The organism is Pseudomonas fluorescens (genome assembly GCF_902497855.1).
Taxonomy (GTDB): domain Bacteria; phylum Pseudomonadota; class Gammaproteobacteria; order Pseudomonadales; family Pseudomonadaceae; genus Aquipseudomonas; species Aquipseudomonas fluorescens_BI.
Genome location: NZ_CABVHU010000001.1, coordinates 460,186 through 475,859, shown reverse-complemented (window position 1 = coordinate 475,859; position 15,674 = coordinate 460,186). Strand labels below are relative to the sequence as shown.

Genomic DNA, 15,674 nt, shown 5'->3' with positions numbered 1-15,674 from the left:
TGTTATAGACGCTCAACGCACCCCGGTCAGCCCTATGGCAGTTCGAACAAACCGGCCGCACCCATGCCGCCGCCAATGCACATGGCGATCACCACATAACGGGCGCCGCGACGGCGACCCTCCAGCAGTGCGTGACCGACCATGCGTGCCCCGGACATGCCGAACGGGTGGCCGATGGCAATCGCGCCGCCGTTGACGTTCAGACGTTCCGCCGGGATTTGCAGTGCATCGCGGCAATGCAGGACCTGGCAGGCAAAGGCTTCGTTGATTTCCCACAGGCCGATATCCGACACGCTCAGGCCAAAGCGCTTGAGCAATTTCGGCACGGCCACCACCGGGCCAATGCCCATTTCCTCCGGTGCGCAGCCGCCCACGGCAATGCCTCGGTAGATGCCCAACGGAGTCAGCCCCCGACGCTTGGCTTCGGCGCGGCTCATCAGCAGGCTGGCCGCGGCGCCATCGGAGAACTGCGACGCGTTGCCGGCGGTAATGAATTCACCCTGCTCGATCCATTTACCGTCCTTCCATACCGGTTTCAACGAAGCCAGGTCTTCCAGGCGCGTGTTCGGTCGATTGCATTCGTCACGCTCGACCAATACACGCTGATGGCCGCTGGGTTGGCCAGCTGCATCGAAGCACAACTTATCGACGCTCAAACCGACGATTTCATCGTCGAACAAGCCGTCACGTTGGGCGGCGGCGGTGCGCAGTTGGCTCTGCAGGGAATACTCGTCCTGGGCCGCGCGGCTGATGCCATAACGGCGCGAGACAATTTCGGCGGTTTCCAGCATCGGGATATAGGCACTGGGCATGACTTGCAGCACGGCCTCGGACTGGGCGCGATAGCTGTTCTTGTGCTTGGTCTGGGTCAGTGACAGCGACTCCACGCCACCGCCAATGGCGATGGTCATTTCGCCGGTCATGATGCCCTTGGCGGCGACGCCGATGCTCATCAGGCCCGAGGCGCACATGCGGTCCAGGGCCATGCCCGGCACGGTGTCCGGCAAGCCGCCGGTATAAGCGCAGAGGCGGCCGATGTTGTAGGCCTGGGTGCCCTGCTGCACCGCCGCGCCCATGATCACATCTTCTACTTCACCCGGTTCGATGCCGGCGCGCTCGACCACCGCACGCACCACATGTCCGCCCAGTACCGGGGCTTCGGTATCGTTGAACGAGCCGCGAAACGACTTGGCGAGCGCGGTCCGCGCAGTGGCAACGATGACAACTTCATTCAGGTCCATGACAGGCTCACTCGGTAATAGGGTTGAAGGTATAACGGCTGATGGTGTCGATCACACAGCCGGGCCGCGCCTGGCCCTCGACTTCCACGGTCACGCGCACCACCAGTTGCACGGCGTCCGCCAGCTGCTCGGCGCGCACGATGCTGGCGCTGCCGCGCACTCGCGATCCCACCTTGACCGGCGCCGGGAAGCGCACGCGGTCGCTGCCGTAATTGACCCCCATCGCCATGTTGTCGAGGGTGAGCAATTGCGGCAGGAACAGATTGACGAGCGACTGGGTCAGGTAGCCGTGGGCGATACAGGCGCCAAACGGCCCGCTGGCGGCGCGCGCCGGGTCGACATGAATCCACTGGTGATCACCCGTGGCTTTGGCAAACAGATCGATGCGCTGCTGGCTGATGGTCAGCCACTCGGTGCAACCCAGGTCCAGGCCCTCGGCCTCGAGCAACGCCTGGGCACTGCTGAAAACATGACTCATGGCCCACTCCTCAGGCTTGTTGGGAACTGACGGACAATACTTCGCCAACCATGTAGGAGGCGTAGTCGCTGGCCAGGAACATCATCACGTTGGCGACTTCCCAGACTTCGGCGGCACGGCCGAATGCCTCGCGCCCGGCGAGGCTGGCGAGCAGCTCTTCACTGGAGGCCTTCTTGAGAAAATCATGCAGGGCGATCGACGGTGAAACCGCGTTGATGCGCACGCCGAACTCGGCAGCTTCCAGCGCACTGCAACGGGTCAGGGCCATCACCCCGGCCTTGGCCGCGGCGTAATGGGCCTGTTCCTTCTGTGCGCGCCAACCCAGGACCGAAGCATTGTTGACGATGGCGCCGGCGCCACGGCGCTGCATGTGTGGCAGCATCGCGCGGGTCATGCGGAACGTGCCGGTCAGGGTCACATCCAGCACTCGCAGCCATTCTTCGTCGCTCATCTCGACCACGAGTTTCTGGCCACCGAGGCCGGCGTTGTTGATCAACACATCGACACCGCCCAGCAGCTCTTCCGCGCTCGCCACCAAGGCCTGGACTTCGGCTTCGACCGTGACATTGCACAGCTGGCTGTAAATGGCCTGCAGGCCGGTTTCGGCCTTGAGACGCTCCACGGCTTCTTCGAGGCGGCGCGGGTGCACGTCGGAAATCATCAGTGCCCGACAGCCCTCCTCGGCGCTGCGCCGGGCGGCCGAGTAACCGATACCGGCACCTGCGGCGGCGGTAATCAGCACGGATTTTCCAGCCAGTAATTGATGGCCCGGGACATAAGGGGGAGCTTGTTTCACAGCGTTTACCTCCGAAGAAATCAATACGCTGTAGTTGTACGGAGGGTGCTACGCGGGTGCATCGTCAATATGGGGTATGGCGGCGTCAGAACGCTTATGCCCGCGCACGGTGCAACAGATACACCGCGGCGCCTGGTTCGCCTGTAGGAGCGAGGCTTGCCCGCGAAGAACGATAACGCGGTGCAACAGATAAACCGCAGCGCCCGGTTCGCCTGTAGGAGCGAGGCTTGCCCGCGAAGAACGATAACGCGGTACAACAGATACACCGCGGTGGCCGGTTCGCCTGTAGGAGCGAGGCTTGCCCGCGAAGAACGATAACGCGGTTTGATAGATACACCGCAGCATCCGGTTCGCCGGCAAGCCTGGCTCCTACAGGCGAAGAACGATAACGCGGTTTGATAGATACACCGCAGCGTCTGGTTCGCCGGCAAGCCTGGCTCCTACAGGCGAAGAACGATAACGCGGTGCAACAGGTACACCGCAGCGCCTGGTTCGCCTGTAGGAGCGAGGCTTGCCCGCGAAGAACGATAACGCGGTTTGATAGATACACCGCAGCGCCCTGTTCGCCGGCAAGCCTGGCTCCTACAGGGCAGGCCTCTCAGCTGCCCCAGACCCGCTGCGCAGCGGGGGCTTGGGCAAGGATCGCATCGACGGCGGCGCCGATTTCCTCGACACGCCACAACGCGCCTTTGTCGCGGGTGACCCCGGTGCGCCAGCCGTCACCAAGGGAAATACGGCCACCCTGGCTCTCGAAAATCTGGCCGCTGACGTGGGCTGATTCGGTGCTGCCCAACCACACCACCAACGGCGCGACGTTTTCCGGCGCCCAGGCGTCGAAACTGCCGTCCTCAGGCTTCTTGACCACATCGGGCATGGCGCTTTCAGTCATCGAGGTACGCGCCGCCGGGGCCAACGCGTTGGCGGTGATGCCGTAGCGTGCCAGCTCAGCCGCCTGCACCAGGGTCAACGCAGCAATCCCGCCCTTGGCCGCCGAATAGTTGGACTGCCCCACCGAACCTTGCAGGCCCGCGCCGGAGCTGGTGTTGATGATGCGTGCGTCGACCGGAGTACCGGCCTTGGCCAGATCGCGCCAACGCCGCCCCAACAGGTTCGCCAGGCAATAATGGCCCTTGAGGTGAACGCGGATGACCATGTCCCAGTCCTCTTCGCTGAGGCTGATGAACATGCGGTCGCGCAAGACCCCGGCATTGTTGACCAGCACGTGCACCTCACCGAACGCCGCCACTGCGGCTTCGACGATGCGCCCGGCGGTGGCCAGGGTGGTGATGTCGTCACTGTTGGCGATGGCCTGGCCACCGTTGGCGCGGATCTCGCCCGCTACATCCTGCGCCGCGTCGGCGCGAATATCGTTGATCACCACGTTGGCGCCCGCCGCCGCGAACGCCAGCGCGTAGGTGCGACCGAGCCCGCCGCCGGCCCCGGTGATGATCACGGTGCGGCCTGAACAAATAGCCATGCTTGACTCCTTATGACTGCGTGACCGCACGCCCAGCGGACGGCGGCACGGATGGGGAAAATCTAGAGGCGTTCGATAATCGTGACGTTGGCCTGGCCGCCGCCTTCGCACATGGTTTGCAGGCCATAACGGCCACCGCTGCATTCCAGTTCGTTCAACAGCGTGGTCATCAGCCGGGCTCCCGTGGCGCCGAGCGGGTGACCCAGGGCAATGGCGCCACCGTTGACGTTGGTGCGCGCCGGGTCGTAGTCCAGTTCCCTGGTCCAGGCCATGACCACCGAGGCAAAGGCTTCGTTGATCTCTACCCGGTCGATATCGCTCATGCGCAGGCCGGTTTTTTCCAGGGCCCGGCGTGTCGCGGCGATTGGCGCGGTCAGGTGCCAGATCGGATCATCGCCCAGCACCGTGAGGTGATGGATGCGTGCCCGTGGCGTCAGGTCGTAACGCTTGAGCGCCGCCTCCGACACCACCAGCAACGCCGATGAAGCGTCGCAGGTCTGGCTCGAAACAGCGGCAGTGATCGAGGGAAATTGCGGGTCCACCGGCTGCAGCTCGGCCATTTTTGCCAGGCTGGTCAGGCGCGGGGTTTCATCCGCACGCAGGCCGTTGCACGCGACGATTTCCCGGGCGAAACGCCCGCTCTCGATGGCGGCCAGGGCGCGGCTATGGCTTTGCAGGGCAAACGCTTCCATCTGCTCACGCGTGATCCCCCAATGATCGGCGATGCGCTGGGCGGCATAGAACTGGTTGACCGGCTGATTACCGAAACGTGCGCGCCAGCCTTCGCTACCGGAAAACGGATCGGCAAAACCCAAGGGTTGCCCGGCGAGCATGGCCGAGGAAATCGGAATCCGGGTCATGGTTTGCACCCCGCCCACGGCGATCACATCCTGGGTGCCGCTCATCACCGCCTGCGCCGCGAAATGCAGCGCCTGTTGCGACGACCCGCACTGGCGATCGATCGTGGTGCCGGGCACATTCAGCGGCAACCCGGCGGCGAGCCAGCTGGTTCGGGCAATATCACCGGCCTGGGAGCCGATGGTGTCGACGCAGCCGAAAATCACGTCGTCATAGTCTTCGCCCGGGATAGCGTTGCGTTCCACCAATGCCTTGAGCACATGAGCACCCAGGTCAATGGCGTGAACCTCGCTCAAGGCGCCTTTGCGCTTGCCGGTGGGGCTGCGCAGTGCATCAACAATATAGGCCTCTGGCATGACTCACTCCTCGAAGGTATGGCCCGGGCCCAAGCGGGCACCGTCGGCGAACAGGTAGTCGCTGACACGGGTTTTATGAAAGCCCCGATCACCCCAGGACGCATCGAGCGCCCAGGCACGTTTCATGAACATCTGCAGATCGACTTCCCAGGTGTAACCCATTGCGCCGTGCACCTGAATGCCCTTGCGCGCGGCGATCCCGCTTGCCTCGCAGCAGGCCAGGCGGGCCTGGGAAACCCAGACGCCGGCGTTGCTGTCGCCTTGGGCCAGGCCGTGGGCGGCGCGGTACAGCACGGGTTTGGCCTGTTCGATCTGCCGGGCGACATCGGCCAAATGATGCTTGACCGCCTGGAAACTGCCGATGGGCTTGCCAAACTGCTTGCGCTGAGCGACGTAGTCCACCGACAAATCGAGCATGCGTTGCGCCAGTCCGAGCAATTGCCCGGCCACCGACAAGGCGCCACGGTCGAGCAGTTGCGCTTGCAAGACACGGCCCGCAGCGCCGCTGGTCACACAGGTAGCCGGTGTCGGGTTCCAGGTCACCCGACCCAGGCGCCGCGATGCATCGATGCTCGTCCGGGGCTGCACATCCACCTGTGAACGCGGCACCACGTGAATGTCGTCGCCATCGATGAGGATCAACACTTCTGCCAGTTGCGCATCGCTGACCAGCAAGTTGACGGGGTGGCTGATGGCAAGGCGCAATGTGCCTTCGGCGATGCGTGGCAACAAGCTGCTGCGTGCCGGGTGATCGGTCACCAGGCTGGCGAGCAAGCCGGTGGCGACATACGCGGTGTCGGCCAGGGAATCGGGAATCGCGTAGTACCCCAGCTCCTGGGTCATCAGCGCCCACGCCACATCGTCCATGCCCAGGCCACCCTCGGCTTCGGGGACCGACAAGGCGGTCAGGCCCTGAGCGGCGATCTTGTGACGCAAGTCCGGTGAGCGACCGACATCGGTTTCCCAGATTTCCCGGAGCATCTCCGGGGCGGCTTCAGTCATCAGGAAACGACTGATGGCTTCGCGAAACGTCAGCTGGTCATCGGTAAAGGTGAAGTCCATGGCCCGTTCCTTATTTCGGCAAGCCGAGCATCCGCTCGGCAATGATATTGCGCTGGATTTCGTTGGTCCCGGCGTAGATCGGTCCGGCCTGGGCGAACAGGAAACCCTCCAGCCAGCCAGCAGCATCGATATCGGTATCGGTATCCGGCAGCAGCTCGGCGCCGGCGCCCAGAATGCGCATGGCGGTTTCGTGCATTTTCAGGTCGAGCTCCGACCAGATGATCTTGTTGATGCTCGACTCGGCACCGATCTGCTCACCCCGGCTGAGGCGCCCGACCGTGTGGTAGGCCGACAGGGCGTAGGCCTCGGCACCCATCCAGGTGTCCAGCACCGCGTCACGCAGGCCCGGATCGCGGTCGGCGCTGTCGCGGTTGGCCTTGTACAGTTCCACCAACTTGCGTGCGGTGTACTGGAAACGCGCCGGTGAACGCAGCAGCAACCCGCGTTCAAAACCGGCAGTGGCCATTGCCACATGCCAGCCCTGCCCTTCGGCACCGATGCGGTTGGCCACCGGCACGCGGACGTCGTCGAAAAACACTTCGGCAAAAGCGTCCTTGCCATTGAGTGCCTTGATCGGACGAATACTCACGCCCGGCGCATTCAGTGGCACCATCACGAACGACAGTCCGTGGTGGCGCGAGGAGCCCGGTTCGCTGCGGAACAGGCCGAATAGCCAGTCGGCGAAGGTCGCTCGGGTCGACCAGGTTTTCTGGCCGTTGATCACGTAATGATCGCCGTCGAGCGTGGCCTTGCTGGTGATCGCTGCCATGTCCGAACCGGCATTCGGTTCCGACCAGCCTTGCGCCCACATGTCGAGACTGGCGGCCATGCGTGGCAGGAAGCGCTGCTTCTGTTCCGGGGTGCCAAACTCCATCAGGGTCGGCCCCAGCAACAACTGGCCGTTCTGGTTGACGCGCATCGGCGCCCCGGCACTGTAGTACTCTTCTTCGAAGATCAGCCACTCGATCAAATCGCAACCGCGACCGCCCAGTTCGGCGGGCCACATCACCATCGACCAGCGGCTGTCGAACAGCTTCGCTTCCCAGGCGCGGTGCTGCTCAAAGCCTTCCCGGGTGTCGTAGCTGGCCAGCGGTTCGCGCGGAAGGTTGGCCGCCAGCCAGGCGCGTACTTCGGCGCGGAAGGCGTTTTGCTTGGGGGTATAAGTCAGTTCCATGGCGTTCTCTCAGAACTTGGCGTCGCGTTTTTCGACGAAGGCCCGGCGCGTTTCCGCGGAGTCCGGGCTGCTGTAGGCCTGCATGGTGAAGCCCTGCTCCCAGCGGTATTTGTCTTCCAGGTTGCCGTCTTCGATGCCGTTCAAGGCTTCCTTGGCGATGCGGATCATGCCCGGGCTCTTTTCGGCGATTTTCGCCGCGATGCCCAAAGCGGTTTCGCGCAGTTGGTCCTTACTGACGATCCGCTCGATAAAGCCGTATTGCAGGGCTTCGGGGGCGCCGATACTGTCGCCGGTAAAGAACAGGTAACGGACTTTCTGCACCGGGAACAGCCGTTGCAAATGCGCACCGCCGCCCATGGCGCCACGGTCGACTTCCGGCAGGGCGAAGGTCGCGCATTCGGAGGCGATGACGATGTCCGCCGCCCCGGTGATGCCGATGCCGCCGCCCAGGACAAAACCATGGACCGCGACAATGACCGGCACCGGGTTGCGGTGCACGGCCTTGAACGTGGCGTAGTTACCGGCGTTGACCTCGACGATCCGTTCTGGGTACTTGTCCAGCTCCTTGATGTCGACACCGGCGCAAAAGCCGCGGCCTTCGGCGCGGATCACGATCACCCGCACCTCGGGATTGGCCCCGAGGGCTTCGATCTGCCGCGCCAGGGCGTGCCACTCCTGGCTGTCGAGGGCGTTGACCGGAGGTTTGGCGATCACCAGTTCAGCGATCCCCTGATTGAGTTGTGTCGTAAATGCCTGGTTCACAGGGGTTCTCCAATACTGGCGGGATGGTTCGAAGGGCGGGTCTGGCTGCGGATCAGGAGTGCGTCCAGGCATTGCTGGGCCTCGCTGGCGATGCCTTCAATGACTTCACGACAACTGAGCAATTCACCGATGGCCGCCGCCACCTGGCCGCTGGGCAAGATGCCCTCGTCCGGGGCGCCATCGACCATCGAGCGCTGCAACAGCACCGGCTGGTTGGCGGCCATCACCACTTGCGACAGCTGCGAGGGGTCTTCACGCAACGCACGGATAAAGACCGAGGCCATGTGCCCCAGGCTCATGCCGGTCTGCTGCTTCCACTGCCAGGCACTTCCCAGGGCAATGCGCAGGCGACCGAAAGGACCGGCCTTCTCCAGATGATTGATAAAACGATTTTCGATCATGCGGTGGCGCATGCCATCCACCGCCGTGGTCACGCGCACCTGTTGCGGGTCGTTGACCTTCAGGTAGCGCTCCAGGGTCGCGGCCGGTGTCGGCGATTCGCGGGTCATGAGGAACCGCGTGCCCATGGCGATGCCGGCGCCCCCGGCAGCCAGCACCGAGGCCAGGCCACGACCGGTGGCATAACCGCCGGCGGCGATCACCGGCACCTTGACCGCGGCCAGTACCTGAGGCAACAGAATGGAACTGGGGACACCACCGGTATGACCGCCGCCCTCGCCGCCCTGAATGGTGATCAGGTCGGCGCCCAGTTCCACAGCTTTCAATGCATGTTTGAGTGCGCCCACGGTGGGAATGCACAACACCTTGGCCGCCTTGAAACGCGCGATGGTCTTTTTGTCCGGGCCGCGTCCGTAGCTCACGGCGCGCAGGCGGTACTGGATCGCCAGGTCGACGCACTGCGCGGCGTTGTCCTGGAACATATGAAAATTGAGCCCGAAGTTGCTGCCACCGGTGGCGTCGATCACCTTGCGGATTTCGCCCTCCAGCTCATCGGCCGCGATGGTCGCCCCGGCCAGAAAACCGAAGCCCCCGGCCTGGGTGGTGGCGATCACCAGGTTGGCATCGGCAACCCAACCCATGGCGGTTTGCACAATCGGGTAGCGGCAACCGAGGGCCTCGGTCAGTGGCGTATCCAGCCAGCGGTTCATTGGCTCTTGTCCTCTGCCTGCTTGTTGGCCCGGGCCATGCCCTTGGCATCGAAGCCGCCCAGTTTGTCGCCAGACAACAGCTCGTTATGGGCATGAGCGAACTGGTGCCAGGCGAACACCGCATCCATCGCCGTGCGCTTGCCTTGCAGGTCCTCGACGTGGTTGACCGCCTGTTTGGTCAGGGCCAGGCCCATGCGCGGCTGACGGGCGATGCCGGCGGCCAGGGCATAGGTCGCCTGCTCCAGCTCTTCGCGGGGCACCATGCGGTTGACCATGCCCACTTGCCAGGCTCGGGTGGCGCTCATGCGGTCACCGGTGAAGAGGAATTCCTTGGCGATACGCGGGTTCATTTCATAGGGATGGGCAAAATACTCCACCCCCGGAATGCCCATGCGCACCACCGGATCCTGAAAGAACGCGTCATCACTGGCGACGATCAAATCGCAGACCCAAGCCAGCATCAGCCCGCCCGCCACGCACGCGCCCTGGACCATGGCGATGGTCGGCTTGGGCAGTTCACGCCAGCGCCGGCACATGCCCAGGTACACCTCCTGCTCGCGGGCATACAGCTGCTCGCCACCGGGCTTGTTGGTGTGGTCCCACCACAGGTGTGCACGCTCGAACGGCTTGTCGATATCGCGTCCAGGCGTGCCGATATCGTGGCCTGCCGAAAAATGTTTGCCGTTACCGCGCAGGACGATGACCTTGACGTTGTCGTCGTTCACCGCCTCGCGAAAGGCGGCGTCCAACGCGTAGGTCATTTGCGAGTTTTGCGCGTTATTGAAGGTCGGCCGGTTCAGCGTCAACGTGGCGATCCCCTCGGCCACGCTGTACAGCACCGGTGTGTCTGTTTCGTAGACGGCTTTGTCCTCGCGGACGACGAATTCACTCTCGCTGCTGTGCATGTTCACTGTTCCTCGCCTCAGGCCGTACGGATGCCGGGCGGGTTGCCCTTGATCGCCGTGGCGCGGTAATCGTGGGGGTCGAGTCGGCGGATCAGGGCCAACTGTTCGCTGGTGGGGTGCACGGTCTCGTGCAACTGCGCCGACTTGAGCAACGGGAAGCCGGTGTTGTTCTGGACCTGTTCGAAACTCACGCCGGGGTGCAACGAGCGCACCTGCACCGCACGCTCCGGGCCATTGAAATCGAGGACGCACAGGTCGCTGACCACGCAATGGATGTCCATCAAATCGCGGCGCGCACCTTCGGGCCAGCGCTCGGCCTTGAAGCCGACACCGGAGACCATGTCCACTTCACCGCTGACGAACACCCGGGTGTTATGGCTGGGTACGAAGAACGAGTTGAGGTGGTTGATGCTGTTGCCCGGCAAGCCGCGCACGCCAAGGATCGCGGTCCTGGGCTTTTGATAGTCGCCGACGCAAGACAGGTTGGTCTGGCCCCAGCGGTCGATCTGGGTCGGCCCGATCATTGCGTGGCGGCGTCCACCCCACACGCATTCGAACACCCGCTCGAATGACATGTAACCGGAGTAACGCGGCACGTAGTCGCCACGCGGGCCCAACGGAATCGGCTCTTCGACCAGGAACGCCTCACTGTCGGTCATCAACAGTTCAGGGCTATGGGTCAGTTTGGCCAGGCTGGCGCCCAGGCGCGGGATCACGCCAAGGCCCGAGGCAATCACTTCACCATTGCCGCGCCAGGCTTCGGATGCGGCGACGATCATCAGTTCAGCGAGGGTAAAATCAAAGGTTGCAGACATAGTCGCTAATCCTCAGAACACGGGAAGGGGCAAGGCGCCCATGGAGTCGGCACCGCCGTTCTGTGCCTGATAGGCCTGCTCGCCACCGGCGATGTAGGTCTGCACATAGTCCTGCCAGCCGTTTTCCGCCTGGCTGCTGGCGACATAACCCTTGAGGTGCTTCATGTCCCAGCCGTAGTCGGGGGCGCAAAGCGTCGGGTGCGCGCCGAGGGGCGCATGCACCACGCCTTTCACCAGGTAACGCTCGAAGGTGTTGAAACGAGCCATGTCGGCGCTCAGCTCCAGACGATCTTCCAGGCGCTCGCACGAGACAAAGCACTGCTCGGCGGCACGGGCGAACAGGTGATCGAAATACGGGTCCGGTCCGGTCACCAGGCAGTTGCCCAGGCGGTCGGCGACGTTGACATGCACAAACGCAACGTCGAGATTGAGTGCCGGCATCGCCACCAGTACCTCGCCATCGGCATAGGGCGACTGGATGGTCTTGAGTTCCGGGTTCAGGCGCGTCACATCAGTGGCCAGGCCACAACGGGTCGGCAGGAACGGCAGGCGCATGCCAGCAGCGCGCAGGCCCCACTGGAACATGCCTTCGTCCAGCTCCATCAGCTCCAGTTCACCGGCCTCACGGGCCTTGCGGTAATAGGGTTCCAGTGGAATGGCATCGAGGGTGGCGAAGCCGAACACCAGCTTCTTGACCTTGCCGGCAGCGCACAGCATGCCCACTTCCGGACCGCCGTAGGCGACTACGGTCAGGTCCTTGACCTTTGATCGCAGGATTTCGCGCACGATGGCCATCGGCTTGCGCCGCGGGCCCCAGCCGCCGAAACCGATGGTCATGCCATCGCGTAATTGAGCGACCGCATCGGCCGCTGTCAGTTGTTTGTTCATCATGACAATTTCCTTAGCGTTGGCCGACCGAAAAGTCGTGCCCCCAAATGCTCACGCGGGTGAACTCGAACGCCGAATGCTCGGCCCAGTCGACTTGCAGCCCGCCAAAGCCATATTCCAGATCGAAACCGGACGGCGTTTTCATGTAGAAACTGGTCATGCGGTCGTTGAGGTGCTGGCCGAGGGTCGCCGAGAGGCTCACGTCATGGGCCAGCAAACGGTCATGGGCACGCCCCACCTCAGTCATCGAATCCACCTCGACCATCACGTGCACGCAACCTGACGGCACCGGGTACTCGGCCAGTGCCAGGCTGTGATGACGAGCGTTCTGGCAATGCAGGAAGTGAATGCGGATCGGCGGCACCGACGGGTCGGGACGGAAGTTGAAGATGTCCGACAGCTCGAAGCCCAGCACGTCCTTGGCGAATGCCAGGGTGGCATCGAAGTTCGGCGCCGGCAGCACGGTGTGGCCCAGGCCCATGTCGCCGGTGAGGAACCGCGGCACACCCTGAGGCGAAACAAACGGCTGGCAATCGGAGCGATGACCCCAGCTCAGTTCATGGCAGTTGCCCGACGGGTCGGTGACCTTGACCAGCGCTTGCACTCCGCGCTGATCGATCTCGGCGGCAGTGCCCGGCTGCCATTCGATACCGGCAGCGCTCAGGTGCTCGAGGGCAGCCTTGAACGCCGTCTCGTTAGCCAGCTCCCAGCCGGAGGCCAGGTAGCGCGCCTCGCTGCCTTCGACGATCAGCATGCGAAACGGGCGTTCGTCCATTTTCACGTACAAGCCACCGCCCGGCGCCGGGTGCACTTGCATGCCCAGCACGTCTTCGGCGTAACGCTGCCAATGGCTGAGGTTTTCGATTTGCGAGACGAAATAGCTCAAACCGCGAATGTCGATCATGCCTGGGTCCTCGTTGGCTGGATGGGCTTCGTGGCGAGCATTGTGCAAAGCGCCGCCCGCCCCTTCATCGTCCGTTGAGACTAAGCACTTGTGGGAGCGAGCCTGCTCGCGAAGGCGGCATCACATTCAACATCGGCGTCGACTGACCGTTCGCATTCGCGAGCAGGCTCGCTCCCACACTGGTTTTGTGTTGCGCCCACTCCCCCGGGAGCCAGGCTTGCCGGCGAAGAACGATGAGGCGATCTCCCTAGTCCGTTTTAGTGATTCGAACACCGGCTTCAAACTCCAGACTTCGCGCATCCATCCGCTTTGCAGAGACAGCCCCCATGGAGTTCGCTTTTACCGAAGAACACTTGATGATTCGCGACAGCGCTGAGCGCTTCCTCGCCACGGCCAGTGATTCCCAGGCCGTGCGCGCAACCATGCTTCGCGCGGACGGCTACGATCCCGAGGTCTGGCAACGCATCGGCCTGGAGCTGTGCTGGCCGGCCCTGATGGTCCCCGAGCGTTTCGGTGGCATGGGCCTGGGGTTTGTAGAGCTGGCGATCCTGCTGGAACAGAGCGGTCGTTTTCTGCTGGGCTCGCCGCTGTTCGCCACGACTTGTCTGGCCATTCCGGCCCTGCTGTCGGGACACAACCCGGCGCTGCAAGAGCGCTGGCTCAGCGCGATTGCCGGTGGCGAAACCCGAGCGACCCTGGCGTTCGCCAGTGGCCCCGGATGGGATGCGCACAGCGTGCAAACCATCGCCCGGGCCTGCACAGGTGGGTTTAACCTCACCGGTTGTTACGCCCAGGTCATCGACGGGGCGCAAGCGGACCTGGTGATCATCGCCGCGCGTACGCCTGGCAGCGAGGGGGAGTCGGGGATCAGCCTGTTCGCCCTCGACGCCGATACACCGGGCCTGGAGCGCACTGCCCTGCCCACCCTGGATCAGACCCGGCGCCTGGCACGGATCGAACTGCGGAATGTATTCGTCAGCGACGCACAATTGCTCTGCGCCCCCGACCAGGGCTGGCCGGTGCTGCGCGAGAGCTTGCAGATCGCCGCCGTGGGCCTGGCTGCCGAACAGGCCGGGGGCGCACAACAAGTCCTCGACCTGACCCTGGCGTACATCGCCGAACGCCGGCAGTTCAGCCGCACCATCGCCAGCTTCCAGGCGATCAAGCACCGCTGCGCCGACATGATGTTGCAGGTCGAGTGCGCCCGCTCCGCGGTCTATTACGCCGCCTGCGTGGCTCAGGAGCACCTCGACCCCGCCGGTGACAAAGCAGTCGCCAGCGAATTGGTGATGGCCACCGCCACGGCGAAAATCCATGCCAGCGAAGCGTTTTTCAACTGCGCCGCCGAGTCGATCCAGATGCATGGCGGCGTGGGTTTTACCTGGGAATACGACCCGCACCTGTACTTCAAGCGCGCCCGCGCCAGCGAGCAATTGCTGGGCAGCCCTGCACTGCATCGCGAACGCCTGGCGGCACACCTGTTCGGAGAAGACGCATGAAAATCGGTTTCAGCAATGCCGACGAGGCTTTCCGTCGCGAGGTCGCACAATGGCTGGAAGAACACCTGAGTGGCGAGTTTGCGCCGTTGCGCTTTCGCGGCGGTCCCGGGGACGAGCACAGTTTTCCCGAAGAACGCAAAGCCTGGGAACGTGAACTCGCCGCGGGTGCCTGGATTGGCCTGGGTTGGTCGAAGGAACATGGCGGACGCGGCCTGAGCCTCTGCCAGCAGGTGATATTCCATGAGGAATATGCACGCGCCGGCGGGCCCGGACGCATGGGCCACATCGGCGAAGGGCTGGTTGGCCCGACCCTCGCCACCTTCGGCACGGCGGCCCAGCAACAGCGCCTGTTGCCTGGCATCCTCGGTGGCAGCGAGTTCTGGTGCCAGGGCTACTCCGAACCCGGCGCCGGTTCCGACCTGGCGAATGTACAAACCCGGGCCAGGCTCGACGCCACGGGCGAACACTGGCTGATCAGCGGCCAGAAGGTCTGGACCTCGCTGGCCCACGAAGCCGACTGGTGTTTTGTTTTGGCGCGCACCGAACCCGGCAGTCAAGGGCATCACGGTTTGTCGTTCCTGCTGGTACCGATGGCCCAGACGCAGATCCGTGTGCACCCCATCCAGCAACTGACCGGCACCAGCGAGTTCAACGAAGTGTTTTTCGATCAGGCGGTGACCCACGCCGATAACCTGATCGGCCAACCGGGCGACGGCTGGAAAATCGCCATGGCCCTGCTCGGCTTCGAGCGCGGTGCCTCGACGCTGGGCCAGCAAATGCAGTTTAACAATGAACTCGACGAGATCATTCGCATTGCCCGCGCCAATGGCGCTTCACGCGACCCGCTGCTGCGCCAGCGCATCGCCCAGGCATGGGCCGGGCTCAAGGTGTTGCGCTACAACTCCTTGCGCATGCTCTCGGGTCCACAAGATGGCAGCCTGCGCCGCGAAGCCATGATCTACAAACTGGCCTGGTCAACCTGGCACTCAGACCTCGGGAAGCTGGCGATGGATGTGTTGGGCGACGATGCCGAAATCCTCGATGGCCAGTCTTATCAGCTGAGTCGTCTTCAATCGCTGTTTCTGTTTACCCGCTCCGATACGATTTATGGCGGCAGTAATGAGATCCAGCGCAATATCATTGCCGAGCGTGCTCTGGGTATGCCGCGGGAGGCGCGGGTGCGGGAATGAAGCGGCAACCGCGACTTCAGTGAACCCGATACTTGGCCGCAACACTGGCCAACTGTAGGAGCTGGCTTGCCAGCGAAGGCGGTCTGACATCCGGCAATGATGTCGACTGACACACCGCCTTCGCCGGCAAGCCGGCTCCTACAGGTGATCGGGGTGTACA

The 15,674-nt window shown here is 63.5% G+C and carries 15 protein-coding genes; 2 read left to right on the top strand and 13 right to left on the bottom strand.

What is annotated here, in order from left to right; genetic code table 11:
- Nucleotides 1-32: 32 nt before the first annotated feature.
- The 13 genes from F8N96_RS02260 to F8N96_RS02190 all read right to left on the bottom strand — a co-directional run bounded on the left by F8N96_RS02260 (nucleotide 33) and on the right by F8N96_RS02190 (nucleotide 12,825).
- Complete coding sequence (locus F8N96_RS02260; protein ID WP_150796379.1) at nucleotides 33-1,241, bottom strand: acetyl-CoA C-acyltransferase; 1,209 nt, start codon at nucleotides 1,239-1,241, stop codon at nucleotides 33-35.
- Nucleotides 1,242-1,248: 7 nt separating this feature from the next.
- Nucleotides 1,249-1,719, bottom strand: a complete 471-nt coding sequence (locus F8N96_RS02255) for a MaoC family dehydratase (RefSeq protein ID WP_150796378.1) — start codon at nucleotides 1,717-1,719, stop codon at nucleotides 1,249-1,251.
- Nucleotides 1,720-1,729: 10 nt separating this feature from the next.
- Complete coding sequence (locus F8N96_RS02250; protein ID WP_150796377.1) at nucleotides 1,730-2,515, bottom strand: SDR family oxidoreductase; 786 nt, start codon at nucleotides 2,513-2,515, stop codon at nucleotides 1,730-1,732.
- A gap of 598 nt (nucleotides 2,516-3,113) precedes the next feature.
- Nucleotides 3,114-3,992 (bottom strand): SDR family oxidoreductase, encoded by an 879-nt coding sequence (locus tag F8N96_RS02235; protein WP_150796376.1) that lies wholly within the window; start codon nucleotides 3,990-3,992, stop codon nucleotides 3,114-3,116.
- 62 nt (nucleotides 3,993-4,054) lie between these two features.
- Nucleotides 4,055-5,206 (bottom strand): acetyl-CoA C-acetyltransferase, encoded by a 1,152-nt coding sequence (locus F8N96_RS02230; RefSeq protein ID WP_150796375.1) that lies wholly within the window; start codon nucleotides 5,204-5,206, stop codon nucleotides 4,055-4,057.
- Between the two features lie 3 nt (nucleotides 5,207-5,209).
- Nucleotides 5,210-6,268, bottom strand: a complete 1,059-nt coding sequence (locus F8N96_RS02225) for an acyl-CoA dehydrogenase family protein (RefSeq protein ID WP_150796374.1) — start codon at nucleotides 6,266-6,268, stop codon at nucleotides 5,210-5,212.
- 10 nt (nucleotides 6,269-6,278) lie between these two features.
- The gene (locus F8N96_RS02220; RefSeq protein WP_150796373.1) at nucleotides 6,279-7,442 is read right to left on the bottom strand and encodes an acyl-CoA dehydrogenase family protein; all 1,164 of its coding nucleotides are present in this window, start codon (nucleotides 7,440-7,442) and stop codon (nucleotides 6,279-6,281) included.
- Between the two features lie 9 nt (nucleotides 7,443-7,451).
- Nucleotides 7,452-8,204, bottom strand: a complete 753-nt coding sequence (locus F8N96_RS02215; RefSeq protein ID WP_150764622.1) for an enoyl-CoA hydratase family protein — start codon at nucleotides 8,202-8,204, stop codon at nucleotides 7,452-7,454.
- On the bottom strand, nucleotides 8,201-9,313 hold the full coding sequence (locus F8N96_RS02210; protein WP_150796372.1) for an NAD(P)H-dependent flavin oxidoreductase: 1,113 nt from the start codon (nucleotides 9,311-9,313) through the stop codon (nucleotides 8,201-8,203). Before F8N96_RS02210 ends, F8N96_RS02215 begins: the two co-directional genes overlap by 4 nt.
- Nucleotides 9,310-10,218 carry an enoyl-CoA hydratase gene (locus F8N96_RS02205; protein ID WP_150796371.1) on the bottom strand — a complete coding sequence of 303 codons (909 nt, stop codon included), beginning with the start codon at nucleotides 10,216-10,218 and terminating at the stop codon, nucleotides 9,310-9,312. Before F8N96_RS02205 ends, F8N96_RS02210 begins: the two co-directional genes overlap by 4 nt.
- A gap of 17 nt (nucleotides 10,219-10,235) precedes the next feature.
- Entirely contained in the window at nucleotides 10,236-11,033 is a 798-nt protein-coding gene (locus tag F8N96_RS02200; RefSeq protein WP_150796370.1) for a CoA-transferase subunit beta, read from the bottom strand.
- Nucleotides 11,034-11,045: 12 nt separating this feature from the next.
- A complete protein-coding gene (locus tag F8N96_RS02195; RefSeq protein ID WP_150796856.1) occupies nucleotides 11,046-11,921 on the bottom strand; it encodes a CoA transferase subunit A in 876 nt (291 codons plus the stop codon).
- A 13-nt stretch (nucleotides 11,922-11,934) separates the two neighbouring features.
- Complete coding sequence (locus F8N96_RS02190; RefSeq protein ID WP_150796369.1) at nucleotides 11,935-12,825, bottom strand: VOC family protein; 891 nt, start codon at nucleotides 12,823-12,825, stop codon at nucleotides 11,935-11,937.
- 326 nt (nucleotides 12,826-13,151) lie between these two features.
- On the opposite strand from F8N96_RS02190, the gene F8N96_RS02185 reads away from it, so the two are divergent.
- Together F8N96_RS02185 and F8N96_RS02180 are read left to right on the top strand one after the other, a co-directional pair.
- On the top strand, nucleotides 13,152-14,324 hold the full coding sequence (locus tag F8N96_RS02185) for an acyl-CoA dehydrogenase family protein (protein ID WP_150796368.1): 1,173 nt from the start codon (nucleotides 13,152-13,154) through the stop codon (nucleotides 14,322-14,324).
- On the top strand, nucleotides 14,321-15,514 hold the full coding sequence (locus F8N96_RS02180; protein ID WP_150796367.1) for an acyl-CoA dehydrogenase family protein: 1,194 nt from the start codon (nucleotides 14,321-14,323) through the stop codon (nucleotides 15,512-15,514). Before F8N96_RS02185 ends, F8N96_RS02180 begins: the two co-directional genes overlap by 4 nt.
- The last annotated feature ends 160 nt before the right edge of the window (nucleotides 15,515-15,674 follow it).

Coding starts and splice junctions, on each gene's coding strand:
- F8N96_RS02260 (WP_150796379.1), bottom strand. CDS start 1,241: ATGGACCTGAATGAAGTTGTCATCGTTGCCACTGCGCGGACCGCGCTC.
- F8N96_RS02255 (WP_150796378.1), bottom strand. CDS start 1,719: ATGAGTCATGTTTTCAGCAGTGCCCAGGCGTTGCTCGAGGCCGAGGGC.
- F8N96_RS02235 (WP_150796376.1), bottom strand. CDS start 3,992: ATGGCTATTTGTTCAGGCCGCACCGTGATCATCACCGGGGCCGGCGGC.
- F8N96_RS02230 (WP_150796375.1), bottom strand. CDS start 5,206: ATGCCAGAGGCCTATATTGTTGATGCACTGCGCAGCCCCACCGGCAAG.
- F8N96_RS02225 (WP_150796374.1), bottom strand. CDS start 6,268: ATGGACTTCACCTTTACCGATGACCAGCTGACGTTTCGCGAAGCCATC.
- F8N96_RS02220 (WP_150796373.1), bottom strand. CDS start 7,442: ATGGAACTGACTTATACCCCCAAGCAAAACGCCTTCCGCGCCGAAGTA.
- F8N96_RS02210 (WP_150796372.1), bottom strand. CDS start 9,313: ATGAACCGCTGGCTGGATACGCCACTGACCGAGGCCCTCGGTTGCCGC.
- F8N96_RS02205 (WP_150796371.1), bottom strand. CDS start 10,218: ATGCACAGCAGCGAGAGTGAATTCGTCGTCCGCGAGGACAAAGCCGTC.
- F8N96_RS02200 (WP_150796370.1), bottom strand. CDS start 11,033: ATGTCTGCAACCTTTGATTTTACCCTCGCTGAACTGATGATCGTCGCC.
- F8N96_RS02195 (WP_150796856.1), bottom strand. CDS start 11,921: ATGAACAAACAACTGACAGCGGCCGATGCGGTCGCTCAATTACGCGAT.
- F8N96_RS02190 (WP_150796369.1), bottom strand. CDS start 12,825: ATGATCGACATTCGCGGTTTGAGCTATTTCGTCTCGCAAATCGAAAAC.
- F8N96_RS02185 (WP_150796368.1), top strand. CDS start 13,152: ATGGAGTTCGCTTTTACCGAAGAACACTTGATGATTCGCGACAGCGCT.
- F8N96_RS02180 (WP_150796367.1), top strand. CDS start 14,321: ATGAAAATCGGTTTCAGCAATGCCGACGAGGCTTTCCGTCGCGAGGTC.